Here is a 23,332-nt window from a genome sequence, read left to right as displayed (position 1 = left end):
AAAGCGTGATTTTTCCAGCCGTTATCGCCAAGGGGCTGCTCAGTCGTCATAAGGCAGGCTATCGGGATCGCAATCCTGATAATCGGGGGCAGGATCGACCATAAACCGCACCGCATCGATATGGCTGTGACCCAGCAGCAGCGCCTTGCCGATCCTGTGCATGCCATCCATCACCCGACCGGCGCTGTCGAGAATGATCGGATAGGCGAGATCCGCCGCCATGATGAGTTGGCAGTGCTCGACCACGCTGCGCACCGTGGGGGTGGGGGTGGCGCTGCCATGACCGTACCAGTGATCGCGGTCGAGCTCGGCAATGCCGCTCAATGCCACCGCCTGCAACGGCAGATCACGGCTCAGTCGCACCAGCCGCCGTACATCCCACGCCAGCAGCCCCTGCTCGCTGGCACGAAAGTGATACTGGGCGCGGATTGCCAGCCGAAGCTCCGCCTCCAGCGCCTTGTCCCGCTCTGCGCAGGAGTGTGCCTCTTCGCTCTGCATCTTCTCTTCGCGGTTCAATCTCATCCCTCCCCTGTTGCCCAACGCCATAAAAAACAATGCCACCCGAAGGTGGCATTGGTCTCAAACCGGATGGTCTGACTTATCAGCCATAAACCGGGAAGCGGCGGCAGATATCCAGCACCTTCTCGCGTACGGTGGCCAGCACGGCATCGTTGTCGTGGTTGTCCAGTACGTCGCAGATCCAGTGGGTCAGCTCGATGGACTCGGCTTCCTTGAAACCGCGGCGGGTGATGGCCGGGGTACCGATCCGCACACCGGAGGTGACGAACGGGGAGCGCGGGTCGTTGGGCACGGAGTTCTTGTTGACGGTGATGTTGGCTTTGCCCAGCGCAGCGTCAGCGTCCTTACCGGTCAGCTCGCGGCCGATCAGATCAACCAGCATCAGGTGGTTGTCGGTACCGCCGGAGACGATCTTGTAACCGCGCTCGATGAAGGTGGCAGCCATCGCCTTGGCGTTTTTCACGACCTGAGCCTGATAGGTCTTGAACTCCGGCTCCAGCGCCTCTTTGAAGGCAACGGCTTTACCGGCGATGACGTGCATCAGCGGGCCACCCTGACCACCCGGGAAGACGGCGGAGTTGAGCTTCTTGTAGAGCTCCTCGTCATCAGCGGCGGAGAGGATCAGACCACCGCGCGGACCAGCCAGGGTCTTGTGAGTGGTGGAGGTAACCACGTGAGCGTGGGGCACCGGGTTCGGATAGACGCCAGCGGCGATCAGACCTGCCACGTGGGCCATGTCAACGAACAGGTAGGCACCGACCTTGTCGGCGATTTCACGCATGCGGGCCCAGTCAACGATGCCGGAGTAGGCGGAGAAGCCACCGATCATCATCTTCGGCTTGTGCTCGACAGCCTGGCGCTCCATGTCGTCGTAGTCGATCTTGCCGGACTCATCGATACCGTAGGGGATGATGTTGTAGAGCTTGCCGGAGAAGTTAACCGGGGAGCCGTGGGTCAGGTGACCACCGTGGGCCAGGTTCATGCCCAGCACGGTGTCGCCCGGCTGCAGCAGAGCCATGTAAACAGCGCTGTTGGCCTGGGAGCCGGAGTGCGGCTGCACGTTGGCGTAGGTGGCACCGAACAGCTCTTTGGCGCGCTCGATAGCCAGGGTTTCAACCACATCCACATACTCGCAACCACCGTAGTAACGCTTGGCGGGGTAACCTTCGGCGTACTTGTTGGTCAGCTGGGAGCCCTGGGCTTCCATGACTCGGGGGCTGGTGTAGTTCTCGGACGCAATCAGCTCGATATGCTCTTCCTGACGACGGGTTTCGTCTGTGATGGCCTGCCACAATTGCGGATCATAATTGGCGATGGTCATGTCACGTTTCAACATCCGTTTCTCTCCTGAAAATCGTTTGCGCGATAGGTGAAGTGGGCCCGCGCATTGTAACGTGAGCTGGATCAAAGAGACAGTCCAACCACCTAAAAAAATGTTGAATTTATGTTGTAAAAATCAGGAGTGCCTGCCCGCCCCGGCCTGCAATCGTGACTCAAAAAGTCTCATTCAACCCTGCTTTTGAACTGGGCAAAACCAGAAGGGGATCACAACGATCCCGTTAGCCTTCCGGTAACATCTTCATTCGAAACAAATTTCATCATGATGGAGCTAATTGCAGCCATGCATCCGAGGGGCTGCACCTAACCGGAGGAATTGAAGATGGATCATCTGCTCACCTTTCTGATCCTGGCGATCTTTTTTCTGTTTTACTGGGTCTACTACACCAGCCAGCGCAAGCATATCCCCACCAGCGCGTGGGAGGAGCTCCCGACAAAGATGGAGTATCTGGCGATCCACCCGGAGGCGGTCGATGGCGACATCATCTTCTGTTCCCACTGCGGCCATCACGAATTGATGGAAGTGGGGCTGGTACATCTGGCAGATTATCGTCGCGAATGGGTCTGTTCCAAGTGCAAGCAGGTGCTCTTTCGCGATGACGATACCCACTCTCTCTGATGTGCCAAATGGCACAAGGAACAGATAATGAAACAGTTACACGCCAGCTGCCTCTGCGGTGCCATCCACCTCACCCTGCCTGACCAGTTCGACTACATGGGCAACTGCCACTGCTCGGAGTGCCGCAAGTTTTCCGGCTCCGACTATGCATCCGTCGGTGGACTGGATGGCAGCAAGGTCACCGTCACACAGGGCGAGGAGGCGCTGACACGCTACCGCAAATCGGCCGAGACCACCCTCGCCTTCTGCCGCAATTGCGGATCCAGCCTTTTTAGCGAGAAGCAGAGCAGCGGCAAGATCAACCTGCGGCTGGGGATCCTCGACGATGTGCCGACCCAGAGCCCCAACTTCCACATTTTTGTCGGATCCAAAGCGCCCTGGCATCAGATTGGCGATGATTGTCCGCAGTTCGAGACCCGCCCCTGACGCGGGCGACCAGCCATAAGTACGCCGGGGTGGCGCAAAGCGACCCGCAACGTTTCCTTTATTTTTAAAGTCGTTAGAATCGGGGGCCATCAAGGCTCCCGATTGCCATCCACGGAGGAAAAATGCAGGACTTTATGGCTACCAGCGAACGCCGGGCCGAACTCTACTGGTGGTTCTCCACCCTGTTCGCCGCTGAACTCAGTGATGAGCAGATCGCCGAATATGACACCTATGATGTGCGAAGCTTCCTGAAAAGCCTCTCGACCCTGGATCCGATGCGCGACGCCGTGGCCGAACTCAATGATGCCATCGCCCGCCTGCTGGTGCGTCAGGATCGCCAACAGAAACTCGCCGCCGACTTCGCTGGCCTGTTTCTGGTGGATCCCAAGCAGGGTGCCCTGCCCTACGAGTCCCTCTACCGTGGCGATGCCAAGTTGCTGATGCAAGCCCCGATGGCCGAGATGCAGGCCCGCCTCGATCGCCTCGGCATCAATGTCAGCGACAAATACAAAGAGCCTGCCGACCATCTGGCCATCGAGCTGGATCTGATGGGCAATCTCATCATCCGCGCGGCGGAAGCAAAAAGCGCAGCCGAGCGGGAAAACTGGCTCAACGAACAGGAAGCGCTGCTGCACGGCCACCTGCTAGGCTGGTTCGACAAGTTCGAAACTGCCTGCCGCGCCGCCGACCAGTTTGGCTTTTACGGCGCCAGTGCCCGTCTGCTGGGGGTATTCCTCAAGATGGATGCCAACTACCTGACTCTGGTCAAGCCGGCCCAGGCCAGCTAAGCCGATGAAAACAGCCCTGCTTCTTATTGCATGCTGGCTGTTGGCCCTGATCCCGCAGGATCAGGGCATTACCCCTCTCGCGGCCCTGCTGTTCAATCCGGATCGCGACCTCTACGGTACTGCCCAGCTCACCGGCTTTGCCGGCATCCTGCTGACCCTCTATCTTTCCAACCTCGGTGTCGAGGTGGTGCTGCGCCGCCGCTTCCAGATAGCCGGTATGCTGGCCCTGCTGGCAGCCTGGATTGACTTCATCCAGAGCAGCGGCAGCAGTGCCCACTGGCTGCAACTCTATGCGCTGGCCCTGCCTTTCCACCTGCTCGGCTGGCTGGTGTTTGTGCGCGGCGTTCAGGCCTTTGGCCGCCAGAAGGGATAAACCTTTTTCTTTCAATAACCTGCCTCTATTTCTGTCAATCCCCTTGCACGTTGTATGGCTGTAACTATCTCGCCTGGCTCCCCGTCAGAGAGTTCGTGCCATACTCAGAGACGATGTTAATGACAGATAAGTCAATGCCGGGGCCATCATGGACAGAAAACCTCTCAGCAACGATACCGATGCTCTCATGACACAGCTCTCCGATCATTCGGTGCTGGAGCAGCTCATGGGCACTGCGCCGCTGGGCATCGGCGTGTTCGATCGGGAGTTTCGCTATCGCAAGGTCAATCAGGTGCTGGCCGACATCAATGGCAAAACCATCGAGGAGCATCAGGGCAAACACCTGCGGGAGGTTGTTCCGAAACTGGCGCCGACTCTGGAACCCATGTTTCAGCAGATCATGCGCAGCGGCATTCCCTACGTCGATATCGCCATCACCGGCCAGACTGCAGCCCACGACAGCAACTATCGTCGCTGGCAGGCCACCTACAGCCCGATGCGCGATGAGCAAGGAGAGCTGAGCGGCATTCTCGCCATTGTGCGTGACATCACCGAGCAGTATGAAACCGAGCAGCGGCTGCAACTGGCGATGCGAGCAGCCCAGATAGGAGTGTGGGAGTGGCATGTAGAGGAAGATCGCATGCTGTTCGACGGCCAGATAGAGCCCCTGCTCGGTATTCCGGCCAACCGCTTTCGCGGAGGCTTGCAGACATTTGTCGACTGCTTTGAACCGGAATCTGCGCGCCAGCTCAAGTCGGCCCTGCTGGGGCGGGAGCCCATTCACCTCACTCTGAGTTATCTAACCCCCCAGCAAGAGCGTCACTGGGTCGATATTCATGCCGACCATGTGCCCGCTACCGAGTCAGTCGGTCTGCGAGTAATGGGCGTGATCCACAATGCCACTGCCCGTCGTCGCCAGGAGGAGAGGCTTCATCAGGCCAACGTGGTGTTCGATACCACGGCAGAGGGGATCATCATCCTCGACAGCGAACAGCGTATCATCTCGGTCAATCCGGCCTTTACCATGCTGACCCAATATGATGCCGAGGAAGTGACGGGACGGACGCCGGACATCATCATGCACCCCAGGCGCTACATGGAGCATGACTATCCCTGGCATAACCTGCGTCCCGGCAACCACGCCTGGCATGGCGAGATGGTCTGCCTGCGCAAGGATGGCAGCTACTTCTCCTCCTGGCAGCAGATCAGCGCCGTCTACGACAGTTTCAACAACACGACGCATTATGTGATTGCCCTCTCCGACATCAGCGCTATCCGCAAGGTAGAGGCCGAACTGAACCACCTAGCCTATCACGATACGCTGACCGAACTTGGCAACCGCCATCTGCTGCAAGAGCGGCTGGCCCTTGAACTCAAAACAGCGCAACTCAATCACACTCGCCTCGGGCTGCTTTTCATCGATCTTGATGGCTTCAAGCTGATCAACGACAGCTTGGGCCATGGGGTCGGCGATCAACTGCTCAAGCGGCTGGCCGAACGGATCAACGGCTGCCTGCAGCAAAACGATCTGGCCACCCGGCTGGGAGGTGATGAATTTCTGGTGCTCATTCCCTATCTGGAACATCCCGACGAGCTGTCTGCTCTGGCCAATACTCTGCTCGCCGCGCTGCGCGAACCGGTAGAGCTGGACCATGAGCTGGTTGCCATTTCGGCCAGTATCGGCATTGCCATGTATCCGGATCATGCCGAAACACCGGAAAATCTGGTCAGCGCGGCAGACAGCGCCATGTATGAAGCCAAAAGCCAGGGACGCAACGGTTATCAGTTTTACACCCCGAGCATGGCGGCACGCGCCCGTGAACGGATGCAGATTGAACAGGGGCTGCTCAAGGCGATGGAGCTGGAACAGCTCTGTATCTTCTATCAACCTATGACCGATCTGAACGACGGTCACCTGAGTGGTCTGGAGGCCTTGCTACGCTGGCAACACCCGAATGAAGGGATGATCAACCCGGCCCGCTTTATTCCGGTTGCCGAGGAGTGCGGCCTCATCGAAAAAATTGGCGAGTGGGTGATGCGCCATGCCTGCAAGCAAGGCCAGGCTTGGCTGGCCGCCGGCCTGCCCGTCCCCCGGATGTCGGTCAACGTGTCAGTGCGAGAGATGCGATCTCCCGGCTATGTGGAGCGGGTGGCTGCCATTCTGAGCGAAACGGGATTTCCGCCACAGCGGCTGGAGATCGAGGTGACGGAGAGCATTATCCAGCGGGTCGAACAGAGTCTGGATCTCTTCACCCGCCTGAAAAGCCTCGGCGTGCAAATTGCCATCGACGACTTTGGTACCGGCTTCTCGTCACTGAGTTTGCTGAAAACCCTGCCCATCGATCGCATCAAGATCGATCGGGCTTTCGTACAGGCCTTGCCGGAGGACAAGAATAGCCGGGAGCTCTGCCGCACCATCATCAATCTGGCCGACAGTCTGGATATGGAGGTCACCGCCGAGGGGATCGAGACGCGGGCCCAGTATACCTTCCTGCAATCACTCAACTGCGGCGAGGGACAGGGCTATCTGTTTAGCAAACCGCTGCACGTCAACCATATGGGCGATCACCTGCATCAGCGCATGCACTCATAGTGGCAGACAGTCATTATCACCAACCGGGAGGCATCCGCCTCCTGGCTACCAACCGGATTACCACTCAATCTGCAAGCGGGACTCCCAACCATCATCACGGTCATTAAGCATTCGAGTCAGCGGTGATTCGCCAGCATAACGGGGGGCAGGCTCGCTGAAGGTGAGTCTGGTGCCGGGATCTTTGGCCTGCCATGCATGACCAAGCTGATCGGCAACCCGATCCCGCAGCGCGGGTGAAGCCTCCTGATGGGTGACCTCGAACTCTTTCAGAGGTTCGCCAGCAGGAATTGGCGCATCAAACTGCCAGAGGGATGCACAGAGCAACAGGGAAAACATTACGACCTCCAATTAATCAACACGCCCCTTTTTACCGACTCATTGATTAATTGTCATCGACTACCCTGTAACCAAATATTGCCGTCTATCCAAAAGTCTAATTGCCCCCACCCGCCAAAGGTATAAGTTGTTACTTAATCATTAAAAGAATGTATTCAAAGGAGTGAGTGATGAGCGAGAGCAAGGTCTACCCGGTCAAACCCCATATCAGCAACAGCGCCCTGCTCGACAAGGGCGACTACGCCGCCATGTATCAGGCCTCCGTCGAGGACCCCGATACCTTCTGGGGTGAACAGGGCAAAATCCTCGACTGGATAAAGCCCTATACCAGGGTAAAAAACACCTCCTACGATCCGGGCCATGTCTCCATCAAATGGTTTGAAGATGGTCAGCTCAACGTCTCGGCCAACTGCCTCGATCGCCATCTCGCCGAACGGGGTGATAAAGTCGCAATCATCTGGGAAGGGGACAACCCCGCCGAAGATCGCAAACTCACCTACCGCGAGCTGCACGCCGAAGTGTGCAAGTTTGCCAACGTCTTGAAAGCCCAAGGTGTGCATCGCGGCGACGTGGTCTGCCTCTATATGCCCATGGTGCCCGAGGCCGCCATCGCCATGCTGGCCTGTACCCGTATCGGCGCGGTACACAGCATCGTTTTTGGCGGCTTCTCGCCGGAAGCGCTGGCGGGGCGCATCATCGACTCGGGCTCCCGCATCGTCATCACCGCTGACGAAGGGCTGCGTGGTGGCCGCGCAGTACCGCTCAAGAAGAATGTGGACGAAGCGCTCACCAACCCGGATACCCAGGTCAGCAAGGTGATCGTGCTCAAGCGTACCGGTGGCAATGTTGCCTGGCACAACCATCGCGATGTGTGGTGGCACGAAGCGACCGCAGCTGTCAGCAGTGACTGCCCGCCCGAGGCGATGAACGCCGAAGATCCGCTCTTTATCCTCTATACCTCCGGCTCCACCGGCAAACCCAAGGGGGTGCTGCACACCACCGGCGGCTATCTGGTCTATGCCACCCTTACCTTCAAATATGTGTTCGACTACCACGAAGAGGACATCTACTGGTGTACCGCCGACGTGGGTTGGGTCACCGGTCACTCCTATCTGGTCTACGGGCCGCTTGCCAACGGTGCCACTACCATCATGTTCGAAGGGGTGCCCAACTACCCGGCCACCAACCGCATGAGTCAGGTGGTGGACAAACACCAGGTCACCATTCTCTATACCGCCCCCACCGCCATCCGCGCCCTGATGGCCAAAGGCACCGAGGCCGTGACCGGCACCTCGCGTTCGAGCCTGCGTATCATGGGCTCGGTGGGTGAGCCCATCAACCCGGAAGCCTGGGAGTGGTACTACCGCACCATAGGCGAGGAGCGCTGCCCCATCGTCGATACCTGGTGGCAGACCGAAACCGGCGGCATCCTGATCACCCCGCTACCCGGTGTGACCGACCTCAAGCCGGGTTCAGCCACCAAGCCGTTCTTCGGCGTACAGCCGGCGCTGCTCGACAATATGGGCGAGCCGCTGGAGGGGGCCACCGAGGGCAATCTGGTGATTACCGACTCCTGGCCGGGCCAGATGCGCACTGTGTTTGGCGATCACGAACGCTTCGAGCAGACCTACTTCTCCACCTTCCCCGGCCGCTACTTCACTGGCGACGGTGCCCGTCGCGATGCCGATGGCTACTACTGGATCACCGGACGGGTGGATGATGTACTGAACGTCTCCGGCCACCGCATGGGTACCGCCGAAATTGAATCGGCGCTGGTTGCCCACCCCAAGATCGCCGAAGCGGCGGTGGTGGGGGTGCCGCACGAGATCAAGGGTCAGGGTATCTATGCCTACGTCACCCTGATTGCCGGCGAAGAGCCGAGCCGCGAGCTGCATAAAGAGGTGAAGGAGTGGGTACGCAAGGAGATCGGCGCCATCGCCACGCCGGATGTGATCCATTGGGCCGAGGGACTGCCGAAAACCCGTTCCGGCAAGATCATGCGGCGAATTCTGCGCAAGATCGCCACCGGCGAGACCGACAGTCTGGGGGATATCTCCACCCTGGCGGATCCGGGGGTAGTGGACAAGCTGATCCGTGAGAAGTCGGAAGCAGCCTGATCCCTCTGCCAACTCACTTTCAAAGCCGGCCTTGTGCCGGCTTTGTTGTTTTCGGGACGGTGCAAACAGCCTGCACTACCGGAACCTCGCTCCCGGGGCGGGAAAGCTCAATAAATAGGCAGATGTAGAGATTAGACCAGTAAAATGCTGCTAATTTTCACGAAATCAATATAATTGCGAAATCTGTGTGCCAGGGCACACCGATTTGCGCAGAAAATGGCTAGATTTCTGGTAGTCCACAAGATAGCTGATAGATAGCAGCATTATCATCGAGGATGTACTCAATATGTCGCAAAATCACCGCATTCTCCTGCTCAACGGACCGAATCTGAATCTGCTGGGCAAGCGGGAACCGGGTATCTACGGCAGCAAGACGCTTGATGAGATCGTCGCCGATCTGACGCACAACGCCTGCGAACTCGGTGTTACTCTGGAACATCTGCAATCCAACGCCGAACACGAGTTGGTCAGCCGCATCCATCAGGCCATGGGCCAGGTGGATTTTATCATCATCAATCCGGCCGCCTTCACCCACACCAGTGTCGCCATCCGCGATGCACTGCTGGGTGTCGCCATTCCCTTTATCGAAGTTCACCTGTCAAACGTCCATGCCAGGGAGCCGTTCCGTCATCACTCCTATCTGTCTGATGTCGCCAAAGGGGTCATTTGTGGTCTGGGGGCCGATGGCTACCAATTCGCTTTAACCGCGGCCGTGCGCCATCTGCGCGCGGCTTGATAATCACTGATCAGATAAAGAAGAAAGAGAATGCTAATGGATATCCGCAAAATCAAGAAGCTGATTGAACTGGTTGAAGAGTCCGGCATCGCCGAACTGGAGATCTCCGAAGGTGAAGAGTCCGTTCGCATCAGCCGCAACTTCGCAGGTCAGGTTACTGCCGCACCGCAGATGATTATGCCGCAGGCTGCTGCTCCGGTTGCCGCCCCTGTTGCTGCTGCTCCGGCAGCCGCTGCGCCGGCCGCAGATGCCACCCCGAGCGGTCACCTGATGCGCTCCCCGATGGTCGGCTCCTTCTACCGCTCCTCCAGCCCGGATGCCAAGCCGTTCGCGGAAGTGGGTCAGCAAGTCAATGTCGGCGACACCCTGTGCATCGTCGAAGCCATGAAAATGATGAACCAAATCGAGTCTGACAAGGCCGGTGTGATCAAAGCGATCCTGGTTGAAAATGGTCAGGCCGTCGAATTCGACGAGCCGCTGTTCATCATCGAATAAGGGATATCGCCACCCATGTTGGATAAAGTAGTCATCGCCAACCGCGGTGAAATTGCCCTGCGGATCCTGCGCGCCTGTAAAGAGCTCGGGATCAAGACAGTGGCCGTTCACTCCACCGCCGACCGGGAGCTCATCCATGTGCTGCTGGCCGACGAATCCATCTGTATCGGCAAGCCGGCCAGTACCGACTCCTACCTCAATGTGCCGGCGATCATCGCCGCTGCCGAGGTAACCGGTGCCGTTGCCATCCACCCGGGTTACGGCTTCCTCTCCGAGAACGCCGACTTCGCCGACATGGTCGAGAAGTCCGGTTTCGTCTTCATCGGCCCGCGTGCCGAGACCATTCGCCTGATGGGTGACAAGGTCTCCGCCATCGAGGCGATGAAGAAGGCTGGCGTACCTTGCGTACCGGGCTCTGACGGCCCCGTCGACAACGACGCCAAACGAAATGCAGCCATTGCCAAGCGCATCGGCTATCCGGTGATCATCAAGGCCGCCGGTGGCGGTGGTGGTCGCGGCATGCGCGTAGTGCGCAACGAAGCGGAACTGGCAGGCGCCATCGCGCTGACCAAATCCGAAGCGGGCCAGTTCTTCAAGAACGACATGGTCTACATGGAGAAGTACCTGGAGAATCCGCGCCACATCGAGATCCAGGTGCTGGCTGACGGTCAGGGCAATGCCATCTATCTGGGCGAGCGCGACTGCTCCATGCAGCGACGTCACCAGAAAGTGGTGGAAGAGGCTCCGGCTCCAGGCATCACCGCCGAGATGCGCAAGTTCATCGGCGAGCGCTGCGTACGCGCCTGTATCGAGATCGGTTACCGCGGTGCGGGCACCTTCGAGTTCCTCTACGAAAACGGCGAGTTCTACTTCATCGAGATGAACACCCGTATTCAGGTAGAGCATCCGGTTACCGAGATGGTCACTGGCGTCGATCTGATCAAGGAGCAGCTGCGCATCGCCGCTGGCCAGCCCCTGTCGATCACCCAGCAGGATATCCGCATCCATGGCCACGCCATCGAGTGCCGGATCAACGCCGAAGACCCGGCCACCTTCATGCCCTCTCCGGGCCTGATCAAGAGTTTCCACGTCCCGGGTGGTCTGGGCGTGCGTTGGGACTCCCACATCTATGCCGGCTACAAGGTTCCGCCCCACTACGATTCGATGATCGGCAAGCTGATCTGCTACGGCGAGAATCGTGACATCGCCATCGCCCGCATGCGCCATGCGCTGGACGAACTGGTGGTCGAGGGCATCAAGACCAACGTGCCGCTGCAAAAAGAGATCATGAAAGACGAAAACTTCCAGCACGGTGGTACCAATATCCACTACCTGCACAAGAAGCTGGGTCTGTAAGATCTCGCAGGCAGAACAATCACTTCCGGCCGGATAGCAGCCCGCTGCTTATCCGCAATCCAGCCGGGAGGCGGCTTCGCAAGAAGCCTCTGCTGAAAAAGGGCCATGGCGACATGGCCCTTTTTTGTTATCCTTGCGCCCCTCAAATTTGTCGGAGGCCAAGGTGAACCGTTTCGCTCTCGCCCGCCGGGAAGCCGCTTTTTGTCTGCTGCTGACCCTGCTCTACTTCTTTGCCTGGTATGGCACCGCCTATTTCATCCCAGTCCATCTGGAGCTGTGGGACATCCCGCTCTGGTTCCTGCTCAGCTGCATGGTGATGCCACTCATCTTCATCATCCTCTGCGCCCTGATGGTCAATCGCCTCTTCGTGGATATCCCGCTCGATACCCACGCCAGCCCGCAAAAGGAGCCCCCCCGTGAATCTTGAGTTGATGCTGCCGCTCTTCATCTATCTGGTGCTGGTGCTGGGGGTCGGTTTCTGGGCCAGCCGCCACCGCGCCGGCGGCAACTTCGTGCAGGAGTACTTCATCGGCAACCGCAGCATGGGTGGGCTGGTGCTGGCGATGACCCTGGTGGCGACCTACACCTCGGCCTCCTCTTTCATCGGTGGGCCGGGTGCCGCTTACAAAATCGGCCTTGGCTGGGTGTTGCTGGCGATGATCCAGCTGCCCACTGTCTGGCTCACCCTGGGGGTGCTTGGCAAGAAGTTCGCCATCATCGCCCGCCGGGTCAATGCGGTGACCATCAACGACATGCTGTGGGCCCGCTACCAGAGCAAGGCGGTGGTGGTGCTGGGCTCGGTCACCATCATCCTCGCCTTTATCGCCACCATGGTGGTGCAGTTTATCGGTGGCGCTCGTCTGCTGGAGACCGCCACCGGCCTCTCCTACCAGCAGGGGCTGATGCTGTTTGCCAGTTGCGTACTGCTCTACACCATCATCGGCGGTTTTCGCGCCGTGGTGATGACCGATGCCCTGCAGGGGATCATCATGCTGATCGGCACCGGCGCCCTGCTGGCGGGGATTCTGGTCGCCGGTGACGGCCTGCCAAACCTTATCCACCAGCTCAAGGTGATCGATCCCAAGCTGGTGAGCCCGCAGGGGGCCGGCGACATGCTGACCCAGCCCTTCATGCTGAGCTTCTGGATCCTGGTCTGTGTCGGAGTGGTGGGACTGCCCCACTCGGCGCTGCGCTGCTTTGGCTATCGCGACAGCAAGGCGCTCCATCGCGGCATCCTGATCGGCACTGTGGTAAGCGCCCTGCTGATGTTCGGCATGCATCTGGCCGGCGCTCTGGGGCGAGCCATCCTGCCCGGTATGGACAGTCCGGACAAGATCATGCCCTCCCTGATGATGGAAGTGCTGCCCCCCTGGCTGGCCGGGGTCTTTCTGGCGGCACCGATGGCGGCCATCATGTCCACCATCGACTCCCAGCTGATCCAGGCCTCCGCCACTCTGGTCAAGGATCTCTACCTCAACTATCTCAATCCGCAGCAAGAGAAGCTGGAGGTACGGATCCCGCGTCTCTCCCTGCTCTGTACCCTGATCCTCGGCACTCTGGTGCTGCTCGCGGCGCTGCAACCGCCCGAGATGATCATCTGGCTCAACCTGCTCGCCTTCGGTGGCTTGCAGGCGGTGTTCCTCTGGCCGCTGGTGCTCGGCCTCTACTGGTCGCGGGCCAACGGCCCCGGCGCACTGGCCAGCATGGTCAGCGGCATCGTCAGCTATGGGGTTCTGAGTCAGTGGGAGATCAAGCTGGCCGGCCTGCACGCCATCGTGCCGAGCCTTGCGCTGGCACTGGTGATTTTCGTGGTGGTCAGCCTGTTCACAGCCGCCCCCACGCGGGAAGTTCGGGCCCTTTTCGAGTAGCAATAACAAAAAGATAAATAAAGGGTTCCAAAACTATCCCCAAATGGGTGGTTTCCGGTTAAACTGTGCGCCAAGTCACAAAAGATTGCCGCAGTATGCCCGTTAAAGCCACTCGACAACTGATTACCCACTCCCTGCAGCGGCTCGGTTATGCCTTGCTGCTGCCGGTCTCCATCCTGCCGATGGCGGCCCTCATCTATCGGCTGGGGCAGCCGGATGTACTGGATCTGGCGGTGCTCTCCCTCACCGGGCAGGCGATCTTCAGCCAGATGCCGCTCATCTATGCAGTGGCCATCGCCTTTGGTCTGAGCCGGCAGGAGCTGGGCGGGCAAACGCTGGCAGGTGCGGTCAACTTTCTGCTGCTCAGCACGGCATTCAACACGCTGGCCCCCAATCTGCACGCCGACATGATCTGCGGTCTGCTGGCGGGGCTCACCACCGCGATTGTCTATCCCTGGGTGCATCAGCAAAAGCTGCCCGGCTGGCTGCAGATGGCCAGAGGGGAGTTTCCCAGCGTGCTGGCTTCGGCACTGGTCTGCCTGCTGCTCGCGGTTCCCCTCTCGCTACTCTGGCCACCGCTGGAGCGCGGCTTGACCCTGCTCACCTCGGATCTGCTCACCACCCCCTTCGGCGCCTTCTGTTTTGGCGCCCTCAACCGCCTGCTCATTCCGCTCGGCCTGCATCAGGTGCTTGGCAGCGTGGTGGGCCTTGGCGAGAGCAACCTGCAGGCACTGGCTGCTGCCCAGCCGCTGCACGAGGGGTATATGGCCGGCCTCTACCCCATCATCATGTTCGGTCTGCCGGGCGCCTGCTTCGCCATCTGGCTGCACCGCCAGCGGATGCAACGGCTGCCGCAGGGGGGCTTGCTGCTCACTCTGGCGCTCACCTCGGCGCTGGTGGGGATCACCGAACCCATCGAATTTCTGTTCGCCTTCACCGCCCCCTGGCTGTTTCTGGCCCACGCCCTGATGACGGGGCTCTCGCTCGCCGTTTGCAGCGCGCTCGGCATCAAGGTGGGCAGCTACTTCTCCGCCGGTCTGCTGGATCTGGTATTGAGCTATCAGGCGGGGGAGCACAGCTTCTGGATAATCCCGGTCGGTATCCTGTTCTTCGTCGCCTACACCCTGCTCTTTTATCAGCTGCTGGAGCGCGCGCCCCTCAGTATGCCGAGCAAACCCATCGCCAAGGAGCACCCGCGCCTTGCGAGCGTAGTGCCCACCGACCCGCAGATGCTTGCCATCCAGTACCTCAAGGTATTGGGCGGCATGGACAACCTGCAGGCGATGAGCGTCTGCCTGACCCGTCTCAGCCTGCGAGTGCGCGACATCAGCCGGGTCGAACAATCCCGCCTGCTGGAGCTGGGCTGCCTCTCCTGGATCGTGCTCAACGACCACCAGCTGGTACTGGTGCTGGGCCCCAGCGCAGGGCTTATCGAGGGGCAGATCCGCATGCTGGCAGAGCGCCAGTCGGTGCCGCTCGGTCTCAAGCCCAATCAGGAGTCGGCCAGCCAGAGCAGCTGGTAACAACTCAGGCAAACGGCAGCCGCTCGGCCACAAAGTCCATCAGGGTTCGCAAGGCGGGAGCGAGATGCTCCCGGCTCGGATAGATGAGATAGAAGGGGTTGGGCGGCACGGCGAGCTCCGGCAGCACCTTCTGCAATCGGCCACTCGCCAGATCCCCCTCGCAGACATGGTGAGGCAGCAAGGCAATCCCCCCTTCGTTGATCGCCAACTCCCGCAGCGCCAGCAGGCTGTTGCTGATGCAGGCACCCTGCGGCCGCCAGCCTCCCTCCTGCAGCGGCCAGAGCGGCAGCGCCGAGTGCACTAGACAGGCATAACGGCCCAGATCGCTCAATTGCTGCGGCATGCCGTGGGCCGCCAGATAAGCGGGTGCCGCCACCAGATGGCGCGGCACCTGACCGATACGCCGGCAGATCAGGCTGGAATCTTTCAGCGGCGCTGCCCGCAGCGCCAGATCGTAACCCTCGCCCACCAGATCGAGCTGTTCATCACTCAGGGTCAGCTCCAGCACCACCTCGGGGTAAAGCGCACGAAACTCGGCGAGGATCCTGCCAAGCAGCAGGGTACCGGTCGCCTCGGGGGCGGTGATCCGAACCCGACCTGCCGGGGCCGAGCGCAACCTTGCCATCGCCAGATTGGCGCTGCGAGCCAGCGTCAGCAGCCCCTGACAATGCTCCACATAGACCTCCCCCTGCGGGGTCAGGCTCAACCTGCGGGTGGTGCGCTGCAGCAACCGCACGCCGAGCTGAGCTTCGAGCCGCGAGATCTTCTGGCTCACCGACGATTTCGGCATCCCCATCAGCTCGGCCGCCCGGGTAAAGCTCCCCTGCTCCACCACGGTGGCAAACAGTCCCATCAACTCCAGATCGACATTGTTCATATATTCAAACAGTCTTTACCAATTACCCATCTTAATCAGGATAATTAACCAGACTAGAGTGAGTGGCAATCCCGAACACACCGATTTGAAAGGAATAACCATGAAAGCCATTGCCCTGACTCACTATCTGCCGAGCGACCATCCCCACTGCTTTATCGCCGCCGAGCTGCCCGACCCCACGCCGGGCCCGCGCGATCTGCTGGTGCGGGTCAACGCCACCTCCATCAATCCGGTCGACATCAAGGTGCGCGCCCCCAAGGCCAAGGTCGAAAGTAGCCCGCGCGTGCTGGGTTGGGATGCGGTCGGTGAAGTGATCGCCACCGGCAGCGAAGTCACCCTGTTCAAGGCGGGCGACCGGGTCTGGTATGCCGGCGACATCAGCCGCCCCGGCAGCAACAGCGCCCTGCAACTGGTGGATGAGCGCATCGCCGCCATCGCCCCCATCAGTCTGAGCGACGTGGAGGCAGCCGCCCTGCCGCTGACCGCCATCACCGCCTGGGAGACCCTGTTCGACCGCTTTGGCCTCACCCGCGAGAGCCGTGGCAAACTGCTGATCATCGGCGGAGCTGGCGGAGTTGGCTCCATCGCCATCCAGCTCGCCCGCCAGCTCACCGGCATGGAGGTGATTGCTACCGCTTCTCGCCCCGAAACCCGTGAGTGGTGCCTCGAGATGGGCGCCCATCAGGTCGTGAACCATCACAAGCTGCAGGAGGAGTTGACCGCCCTTGGCATTACTCAAGTCGATGCCATCTTCTGCACCAATGCCACCGCAGAGCACTGGGCTACCATGGCTGGGCTGATCCGCCCGTTCGGCCATATCTGCACCATCGCCGAGTCCAAAGAGCCCTGGGATCTCTCCCTGCTCAAGAGCAAGAGCGTGACCTTCAGCCAGGAGTTCATGTTTACCCGCTCCCTGTTCCAGACCCCGGACATGATCGAGCAGCACAAGCTGCTGACACAGGTTGCCACTCTGGTTGATCAGGGCGAACTCAAGAGCACTCTGACCAAAACCCTGCCGGCCTTGACCCCGACCTCACTGGCAGAGGCCCATGCCGAGGTAGAGGCGGGCCGCATGGTGGGCAAGCTGGTGATCGACATGAGCGGCTTCTCCCGCTAATCCCTTGTGGGTAATTGCTGCACCATCATGGTGTGAACTCACCAGTGCCACGCCCCAACAGGGGACGCAACAACCAGAGAGCCAGACAGTCACCACGCAGAACCACCATAAAAAACCCATAAAAGAGGGCCATCCCGCCGGGATGGCCCTAAATACCTGAACATTGGGGTAACAATCACACACATATCCTTCAGCAGGACATCAGGCTTTTGCAGCTGGCGTGCCAACTGTGCCGGTTGCCCTGCAACTTCCCATCTTTGAGCCAAAAAAATGCCACCTGACGGTGGCAGTGAAAAATGACGGAACTTGAGCAAAGCGTTCGGCGAAAACCGGTCATCTTCGCCGCTACAGAGCAATACAGAAACCGTGCCAATTCGACAAAGCCTCCTCATGACACCACCATCGCCCGCTCCGTACGGGCAAACCACGACAGCACACGCCCATGATGATAGAATCGCGCGGTTTCACATTTATGAAGAGTCGACGCCATGCCCTGGATACAAATTCGAATCAACGCCACTGCCAAGACCGCAGACAAGGTGAGCAACATGCTGCTGGGGCGTGGTGCCCAGGCGGTGACCTTTATGGATGCCAAGGATGTGCCCGTCTATGAACCCATGCCCGGTGAAACCCCGCTCTGGGGCGAGACCGAAGTAATGGGTCTGTTCGATGCCGAAACCGATCCGGCCCCCACCATCGCCTTCTTCCAGCAGATCTTCGGCGAAAACGTCGGCTACAAGGTCGAGCAGCTGGAAGACAAGGACTGGGTGCGCGAATGGATGGATCACTTCCACCCCATGCAGTTTGGCGAGCGCCTCTGGATCTGCCCGAGCTGGCGCGATGTACCGAACCCCGATGCGGTCAACGTGATGCTGGATCCGGGTCTGGCCTTCGGTACCGGTACCCACCCCACCACTGCGCTCTGCCTGCAGTGGCTGGACGGGCTGGATCTGGCCGGTAAAACCGTGGTCGACTTTGGTTGCGGCTCCGGCATTCTCGGCATCGCCGCCCTGAAACTGGGTGCCGCCCGCGTCATCGGCATCGACATCGACCCGCAGGCGATTCAGGCCAGCCGCGAAAACGCCGCGCGCAACGGCGTCGCCGACCAGATTGAGCTCTATCTGCCGGCCGACCAGCCGCAAGACGTCGAAGCGGACGTGGTGGTCGCCAACATCCTCGCCGGCCCGCTGCGCGAACTGGCACCGCTTATCGCCGGCCACGGCAAAGCGGGCAGCCTGATGGCCCTATCCGGTGTGCTGGAGAGCCAGGCGCCAGAGCTGGAAACCATCTACGGCCAGTGGTTCGAGATGGACCCGACCGCCGTCAAGGAGGAGTGGTGCCGCCTCTCCGGCCGAAAGCACGCCTAACCAGCACCCGATTTAACAATCAGGGCTCCCATATGGGGGCCCTGATTGTTTTGGCCTGCCGAACCCACCCCCGTTGAGGCTCACTGTTGATACGAAGAGGCTTGAAGGCGATATGGCACTTCTCAAACGCCCCCATTCGAAGGCACTACTCACACTGTTTCCGGTAAGATAGATGCCCAACTAAACGCTATCGAGAGGGATTTCTTATGCGGATTGCTATTCTGGATGACTATCAGGATCAGGTGCGCCATCTCCCCTGCTTTGCGCTGCTGACAGCTCATGACGTTATCATTCTCAACCAGAGCGAACCGGATCCGGCGCGACTTGCCGCCAAGCTGGCAGATGTGGAAGTACTGGTGCTGATCCGCGAGCGCACCCGCATCGACGAACAACTGTTGATGCTGCTCCCCTCCCTTAAACTCATCAGCCAGACCGGCAAAGTCAGCCAGCATATCGATCCCGCTTTATGCCAACGCTATGGAGTGGCGATTGCCGAAGGCATCGGCAGCCCGGTAGCGCCGGCCGAGCTCTGCTGGGCGCTCATCATGGCGGCCTCGCGCCATGTTCCCGCTTACAGTCACACTCTGAACCAAGGCCAGTGGCAACAGTCCGGCCCACTCGGCTTGGGCCGTACCCTGCAAGGGTTAACGTTGGGTATTTGGGGCTATGGCAAGATAGGCCAGCGGCTCGCCCGTTACGGCAAGGCATTTGGCATGTCGGTGTTGATATGGGGCAGTGAAACGTCGCGCAAGCAGGCCGAACTGGATGGTTATGTCAGCGCCTCCAGCAAGGAGGCGTTCTTTAGTGAGGCCGATATCCTCACGCTGCATCTGCGCCTGAGCGAGGCAACCCGCAGCTGTGTGACCCGCGCAGACCTTACCCGCATGAAGGGAGACTCTCTGCTGGTCAATACCAGCCGGGCCGAGCTTATCGAGCCGGGCGCGCTCTATGCCGAGCTCAGTAGCCATCCGGAGAAGCGGGCTGCACTCGATGTATTTGACACCGAACCGGCCACACAGGAAAACGAACCCCTGCTGCGCCTGCCAAATGTACTGGCGACGCCTCATCTCGGCTATGTCGAGCAAAACAGCTACGAACTCTACTTTCGCGTGGCTTTCGAGAATGTGCTGGCCTTTGCCGAAGGCAGACCCGCCAATCTGGTTCTGCCCGTATCGGGCGGGTGATCACGTTACTTCTGCCGTATTGGCGCCAATATCCAACCTTCCGGCAGATAAAGGAAAGTAACCGCCATGAACGAATATCAGAAGATGATCAGCAGCCAGCCCTACAACTGCATCGACCCGGAATTGATAGCGATACGGCGCGAGGCGGCGGCACGCTACCGCAGTTTCAATCGGGCAGAGGAAGAGGATGAACAGCGGGCTCTGCTGGAGGAGCTGGTCGGCGAGCTGGCAGAAGGAGCCTTTATCTGCCCACCCCTCTACTGCACCTATGGCCGCCACATCCACCTTGGCAAAAACAGCTACATCAACATGGGTGCCACCCTGCTGGACAACGCCCCCATCCGTATCGGGGCCGACGTGATGATCGGGCCAAACGTGCAGATCTATACTGCAGCCCACTCACTGGAGGCCGATGAGCGGGTGCAAGGGGTCGAGACGGCGCTGCCCATCACCATAGAAGAGAGGGTCTGGATCGGTGGTGGGGCCATCCTGCTGCCCGGCGTCACCATAGGTCGGGAGGCGATTGTCGGCGCCGGAGCCGTGGTCACCAAAGATGTGCCGGCAGGTGCCAGAGTGGCGGGCAATCCAGCCAGAATACTGCCAGCCAAGAGAGTGGAACGAGCCAGCTGACACATCACTGCAACCATGCGCAGCCCGTGCCAGCGAACGCATAACCCCATAAAAAATAAAGCCCAATGTCACGAAGACGTTGGGCTGTTTAAAAAGGTGCTACGGAATTGCGACTCTCATCGCAGAAAAATTAGAAGGAGTGCCCTTCTAAACTGGCAAGAGGGATATTAATAGATACGAAAACGTTTTACACAGCGAAATACACCAGGATTGAGAGGCGTATCTCACTATTTAAATAATTACCTGCTACGCCCTGCCGACCCCCTTGGAGCCGTTTATTTTCTCCCGCCACTCTGGTTACTATTCACGGTTAAACAAAAAGCCCCTGCGCTGAGGGGCTTTCTCTTTTTGACTATTTACCGAGCAACCTAGAAGTGGCGGACAAACTGTTCGATAGGCAGTTCACGCAGCTTGCGCGCCTCCAGCATGGGGGTGCCGAGGTAGAGGAAACCCACCAGCTGATCTTCTGCCGCCAGCCCCAGTCCCTTGTTGATCTGCTCGTCGAAGATAAACCAGCCGGAGCGCCAGATGCCGTTGAAACCCTGCGCCTGCGCCGCCATCTGCATCGCCATCACGGCGCAACCGGCAGAGAGCTCCTGCTCCAGCTTCGGCACCTTGGGGTGCTCCTGATAACGGGTTGCCACCGCGATGACCAGCGGTGCCCGCAGCGGCGCCTCGCTGCACTTCTTGATGCTCTCTTCATCCTCACCGCGGGCACGGGCCGCCTCGGCCAACAGCTTGCCCAGCCGCTCGCGGCCCTCCCCCTCAAACAGAATGAACTGCCAGGGAGTCAGGGTGCCGTGATCCGGCGCGCGCAGCCCCGCCTTCAAAATATTGTCGAGCACCTCGCCGGCAGGAGCGGGATCGGCGAGACGGCCACAGGAGTGGCGGTTGAGCAGCAGGGTGAGGGCATCCATGGGCAATTCCTTCTTGGGCAATGATGGCGCTACCTTAGCACAGCGCCGAATGAAGAAAACCCCTGAGGCTCAGGGGTTTATCTCATTCATGATGGCAGGGATAGATTAGATGACAGCGGCGAGTTCGGCGCCCTGTCTGATCGCCCGCTTGGCATCCAGCTCGGCAGCCACGTCGGCTCCGCCAATAATATGCACCGGCTTGCCAGCGGCCTGCAGACCGGCCTGCAGCTCCTTGAGCGGCTCCTGTCCGGCGCAAATGATCACCTGATCCACCGGCAGACACAGCTGCTTGTCACCCACCTGGATATGAAGCCCGTCGTCATCGATGCGCAGGTACTGCACACCGGAGAGCATCTCAACCTTGCGGTTCTTGAGCACGGTACGGTGGATCCAGCCGGTGGTCTTGCCAAGACCGTCACCTACCTTGCTCTCCTTGCGCTGGAGCAGCCAGATCTGGCGCTCGGGCGCATCGACTTCAGGAGTGGTGAGGCCACCGCGCTCGCCGAGATGCTTGTCGATGCCCCACTCCTTGAGCCAGTGATCACGGTGCCCCTCGGCATCCATCTCCACCTTCTTCTCGACCAGATACTCAGCCACATCAAAGCCGATGCCGCCGGCGCCGATCACCGCCACCTTCTGGCCGACCGGCTTGTGATCCCGCAATACATCGAGGTAGTTCAATACTTTGGGATGCTCGATCCCCGGAATATTGGGAGTACGCGGGCGGATACCGGTGGCGAGGATCACCTCGTCAAAGCCGCCGCCGAGCAGGCTCTCGGCACTCTGGCGCTGGCCGAGGTAGAGCTCGACACCACACTTCTCCAGCCGCTTGGCGAAATAGCGCAGGGTTTCGTGAAACTCCTCCTTGCCCGGGATCTGCTTGGCGAAGTTGAACTGGCCGCCAATCTCGCTCGCCTGATCGAACAGGCTCACCTGATGGCCGCGCTCGGCAGCGTAGCAGGCAAAGGCCAGCCCGGCGGGGCCCGCCCCCACCACCGCCAGCTTCTTGTGCTGTGGGACGCGGCCAAAGGTCAATTCGGTCTCGAAACAGGCGCGGGGATTGACCAGACAGGAGGCTCGCTTCTGCTTGAAGACGTGGTCGAGGCAGGCCTGATTGCAGGCGATGCAGGTGTTGATCTCGTCCGCCCTGTCCTCGGCCGCCTTGATGACAAATTCAGGGTCAGCCAGGAAGGGGCGCGCCATGGAGACCATGTCCGCCTCGCCGCCTGCCAGAATGCGCTCGGCCACCTCGGGAGTGTTGATCCGGTTGGTAGTGATGAGGGGCACCTTGAGGTGCTTTTTCAGCTCGGCAGTCACCCAGCTGAAAGCGCCGCGCGGCACGCTGGTGGCGATGGTGGGAATGCGCGCCTCATGCCAACCGATGCCGGTATTGATGAGGGTCACCCCCACCGCTTCCAGCGCTTTGCCAAGGGCGATCACCTCTTCCAGGGTCGAGCCCTGCTCCACCAGATCGAGCATGGAGAGGCGGAAGATAATGATGAAGTCAGTGCCAACCCGCTCGCGGATGGCGCGGACTATCTCCACCGGGAAGCGCATGCGGTTTTCGCTGCTGCCACCCCAGCCATCGCTGCGCTGGTTGGTGCGCTCGCAGATGAACTGGTTGATGAGATAGCCTTCCGAGCCCATCACCTCGACTCCGTCATAACCGGCCGCCTTGGCCAGCGCCGCAGTGGCAGCGAAGTCGCGAATAGTGCCGCGGATCTGCCGCTCGCTCATGGCGCGCGGCTTGAAAGGGGAGATGGGCGCCTTGAGGGCGCTTGGCGCCAGACTGAACGGATGGTAGGCGTAACGACCGGCATGGAGGATCTGCAGCGCAATCTTGCCCCCCTCCCGATGCACGGCACTGGTCACCTTCTTGTGCTTGCTTACCTGCCAGGGAAAGCTCAGTTGGGAGCCGTGAGGCACCAGCCGTCCGCGCAGGTTGGGGGCGATGCCGCCGGTGACGATAAGGCCGACGCCACCGCGGGCGCGCTCGGCATAGAAGGCGGCCAGCTTGTCAAAACCGCCCTTCTCCTCTTCAAGGCCAGTGTGCATGGAACCCATCAAGACGCGATTGCGCAGCTGGGTGAAGCCGAGATCGAGCGGGGTCAGCAGGGTTGGGTAACGACTCACGACGCCTCCAGTTAATTTTT

At 59.9% G+C, this 23,332-nt stretch carries 22 protein-coding genes; 16 read left to right on the top strand and 6 right to left on the bottom strand.

The window, feature by feature from the left end:
• Positions 1-39: 39 nt before the first annotated feature.
• A complete protein-coding gene (locus LG31_RS0108965; RefSeq protein WP_033114134.1) occupies positions 40-522 on the bottom strand; it encodes a hypothetical protein in 483 nt (160 codons plus the stop codon).
• Positions 523-601: 79 nt separating this feature from the next.
• Positions 602-1,855 carry a serine hydroxymethyltransferase gene (gene glyA, locus LG31_RS0108960; RefSeq protein WP_033114133.1) on the bottom strand — a complete coding sequence of 418 codons (1,254 nt, stop codon included), beginning with the start codon at positions 1,853-1,855 and terminating at the stop codon, positions 602-604.
• A gap of 324 nt (positions 1,856-2,179) precedes the next feature.
• Between glyA and LG31_RS0108955 the strand changes: the two genes are divergently transcribed.
• The 5 genes from LG31_RS0108955 (at position 2,180) to LG31_RS0108935 (ending at position 6,656) form a co-directional block, all read left to right on the top strand.
• Positions 2,180-2,476 (top strand): hypothetical protein, encoded by a 297-nt coding sequence (locus tag LG31_RS0108955; protein WP_033114132.1) that lies wholly within the window; start codon positions 2,180-2,182, stop codon positions 2,474-2,476.
• Positions 2,477-2,503: 27 nt separating this feature from the next.
• The gene (locus LG31_RS0108950) at positions 2,504-2,902 is read left to right on the top strand and encodes a GFA family protein (RefSeq protein WP_033114131.1); all 399 of its coding nucleotides are present in this window, start codon (positions 2,504-2,506) and stop codon (positions 2,900-2,902) included.
• Positions 2,903-3,024: 122 nt separating this feature from the next.
• Complete coding sequence (torD, locus tag LG31_RS0108945) at positions 3,025-3,690, top strand: molecular chaperone TorD (protein ID WP_033114130.1); 666 nt, start codon at positions 3,025-3,027, stop codon at positions 3,688-3,690.
• 4 nt (positions 3,691-3,694) lie between these two features.
• Positions 3,695-4,063, top strand: coding sequence for a hypothetical protein (locus tag LG31_RS0108940; protein ID WP_033114129.1), 369 nt, complete (start codon positions 3,695-3,697; stop codon positions 4,061-4,063).
• A gap of 187 nt (positions 4,064-4,250) precedes the next feature.
• On the top strand, positions 4,251-6,656 hold the full coding sequence (locus tag LG31_RS0108935) for a sensor domain-containing protein (protein WP_420796190.1): 2,406 nt from the start codon (positions 4,251-4,253) through the stop codon (positions 6,654-6,656).
• Positions 6,657-6,713: 57 nt separating this feature from the next.
• Here the strand turns inward: LG31_RS0108935 and LG31_RS0108930 are convergent, their stop codons facing one another.
• Entirely contained in the window at positions 6,714-6,992 is a 279-nt protein-coding gene (locus LG31_RS0108930) for a hypothetical protein (protein ID WP_033114127.1), read from the bottom strand.
• A 170-nt stretch (positions 6,993-7,162) separates the two neighbouring features.
• On the opposite strand from LG31_RS0108930, the gene acs reads away from it, so the two are divergent.
• The 7 genes from acs to LG31_RS0108895 all read left to right on the top strand — a co-directional run bounded on the left by acs (position 7,163) and on the right by LG31_RS0108895 (position 15,087).
• Complete coding sequence (gene acs, locus LG31_RS0108925) at positions 7,163-9,109, top strand: acetate--CoA ligase (RefSeq protein ID WP_033114126.1); 1,947 nt, start codon at positions 7,163-7,165, stop codon at positions 9,107-9,109.
• Between the two features lie 286 nt (positions 9,110-9,395).
• Positions 9,396-9,845, top strand: coding sequence for a type II 3-dehydroquinate dehydratase (gene aroQ, locus LG31_RS0108920; RefSeq protein ID WP_033114125.1), 450 nt, complete (start codon positions 9,396-9,398; stop codon positions 9,843-9,845).
• A 36-nt stretch (positions 9,846-9,881) separates the two neighbouring features.
• Positions 9,882-10,340: an acetyl-CoA carboxylase biotin carboxyl carrier protein gene (gene accB, locus LG31_RS0108915; protein ID WP_033114124.1), complete on the top strand. Its 459-nt coding sequence runs from the start codon at positions 9,882-9,884 to the stop codon at positions 10,338-10,340.
• Positions 10,341-10,355: 15 nt separating this feature from the next.
• Complete coding sequence (accC, locus tag LG31_RS0108910) at positions 10,356-11,696, top strand: acetyl-CoA carboxylase biotin carboxylase subunit (protein ID WP_033114123.1); 1,341 nt, start codon at positions 10,356-10,358, stop codon at positions 11,694-11,696.
• A 163-nt stretch (positions 11,697-11,859) separates the two neighbouring features.
• On the top strand, positions 11,860-12,123 hold the full coding sequence (locus LG31_RS0108905; protein ID WP_033114122.1) for a YhdT family protein: 264 nt from the start codon (positions 11,860-11,862) through the stop codon (positions 12,121-12,123).
• Entirely contained in the window at positions 12,113-13,564 is a 1,452-nt protein-coding gene (gene panF / locus LG31_RS0108900; protein WP_033114121.1) for a sodium/pantothenate symporter, read from the top strand. The genes LG31_RS0108905 and panF overlap by 11 nt, the downstream gene beginning before the upstream one ends.
• Before the next feature lie 95 nt (positions 13,565-13,659).
• On the top strand, positions 13,660-15,087 hold the full coding sequence (locus LG31_RS0108895) for a PTS transporter subunit EIIC (RefSeq protein WP_033114120.1): 1,428 nt from the start codon (positions 13,660-13,662) through the stop codon (positions 15,085-15,087).
• Between the two features lie 4 nt (positions 15,088-15,091).
• On the opposite strand, the gene LG31_RS0108890 is transcribed toward LG31_RS0108895, so the two are convergent.
• Positions 15,092-15,964 (bottom strand): LysR family transcriptional regulator, encoded by an 873-nt coding sequence (locus tag LG31_RS0108890; protein ID WP_033114119.1) that lies wholly within the window; start codon positions 15,962-15,964, stop codon positions 15,092-15,094.
• 100 nt (positions 15,965-16,064) lie between these two features.
• Between LG31_RS0108890 and LG31_RS0108885 the strand changes: the two genes are divergently transcribed.
• The 4 genes from LG31_RS0108885 to LG31_RS0108870 all read left to right on the top strand — a co-directional run bounded on the left by LG31_RS0108885 (position 16,065) and on the right by LG31_RS0108870 (position 20,262).
• On the top strand, positions 16,065-17,081 hold the full coding sequence (locus LG31_RS0108885; protein WP_033114118.1) for a zinc-binding alcohol dehydrogenase family protein: 1,017 nt from the start codon (positions 16,065-16,067) through the stop codon (positions 17,079-17,081).
• Positions 17,082-17,569: 488 nt separating this feature from the next.
• On the top strand, positions 17,570-18,448 hold the full coding sequence (gene prmA / locus LG31_RS0108880) for a 50S ribosomal protein L11 methyltransferase (protein ID WP_033114117.1): 879 nt from the start codon (positions 17,570-17,572) through the stop codon (positions 18,446-18,448).
• 206 nt (positions 18,449-18,654) lie between these two features.
• Complete coding sequence (locus LG31_RS0108875) at positions 18,655-19,632, top strand: D-2-hydroxyacid dehydrogenase family protein (protein ID WP_033114116.1); 978 nt, start codon at positions 18,655-18,657, stop codon at positions 19,630-19,632.
• A 66-nt stretch (positions 19,633-19,698) separates the two neighbouring features.
• Positions 19,699-20,262 carry a sugar O-acetyltransferase gene (locus LG31_RS0108870; RefSeq protein WP_033114115.1) on the top strand — a complete coding sequence of 188 codons (564 nt, stop codon included), beginning with the start codon at positions 19,699-19,701 and terminating at the stop codon, positions 20,260-20,262.
• A gap of 368 nt (positions 20,263-20,630) precedes the next feature.
• Here the strand turns inward: LG31_RS0108870 and LG31_RS0108865 are convergent, their stop codons facing one another.
• Complete coding sequence (locus LG31_RS0108865; RefSeq protein ID WP_033114114.1) at positions 20,631-21,179, bottom strand: NAD(P)H nitroreductase; 549 nt, start codon at positions 21,177-21,179, stop codon at positions 20,631-20,633.
• Between the two features lie 105 nt (positions 21,180-21,284).
• Positions 21,285-23,312, bottom strand: coding sequence for an oxidoreductase (locus LG31_RS0108860; RefSeq protein ID WP_033114113.1), 2,028 nt, complete (start codon positions 23,310-23,312; stop codon positions 21,285-21,287).
• Between the last annotated feature and the right edge of the window lie 20 nt (positions 23,313-23,332).

The organism is Aeromonas lacus, from assembly GCF_000764665.1.
GTDB lineage: Bacteria > Pseudomonadota > Gammaproteobacteria > Enterobacterales > Aeromonadaceae > Aeromonas > Aeromonas lacus.
This window is presented reverse-complemented; position numbering and strand designations above follow the sequence as displayed.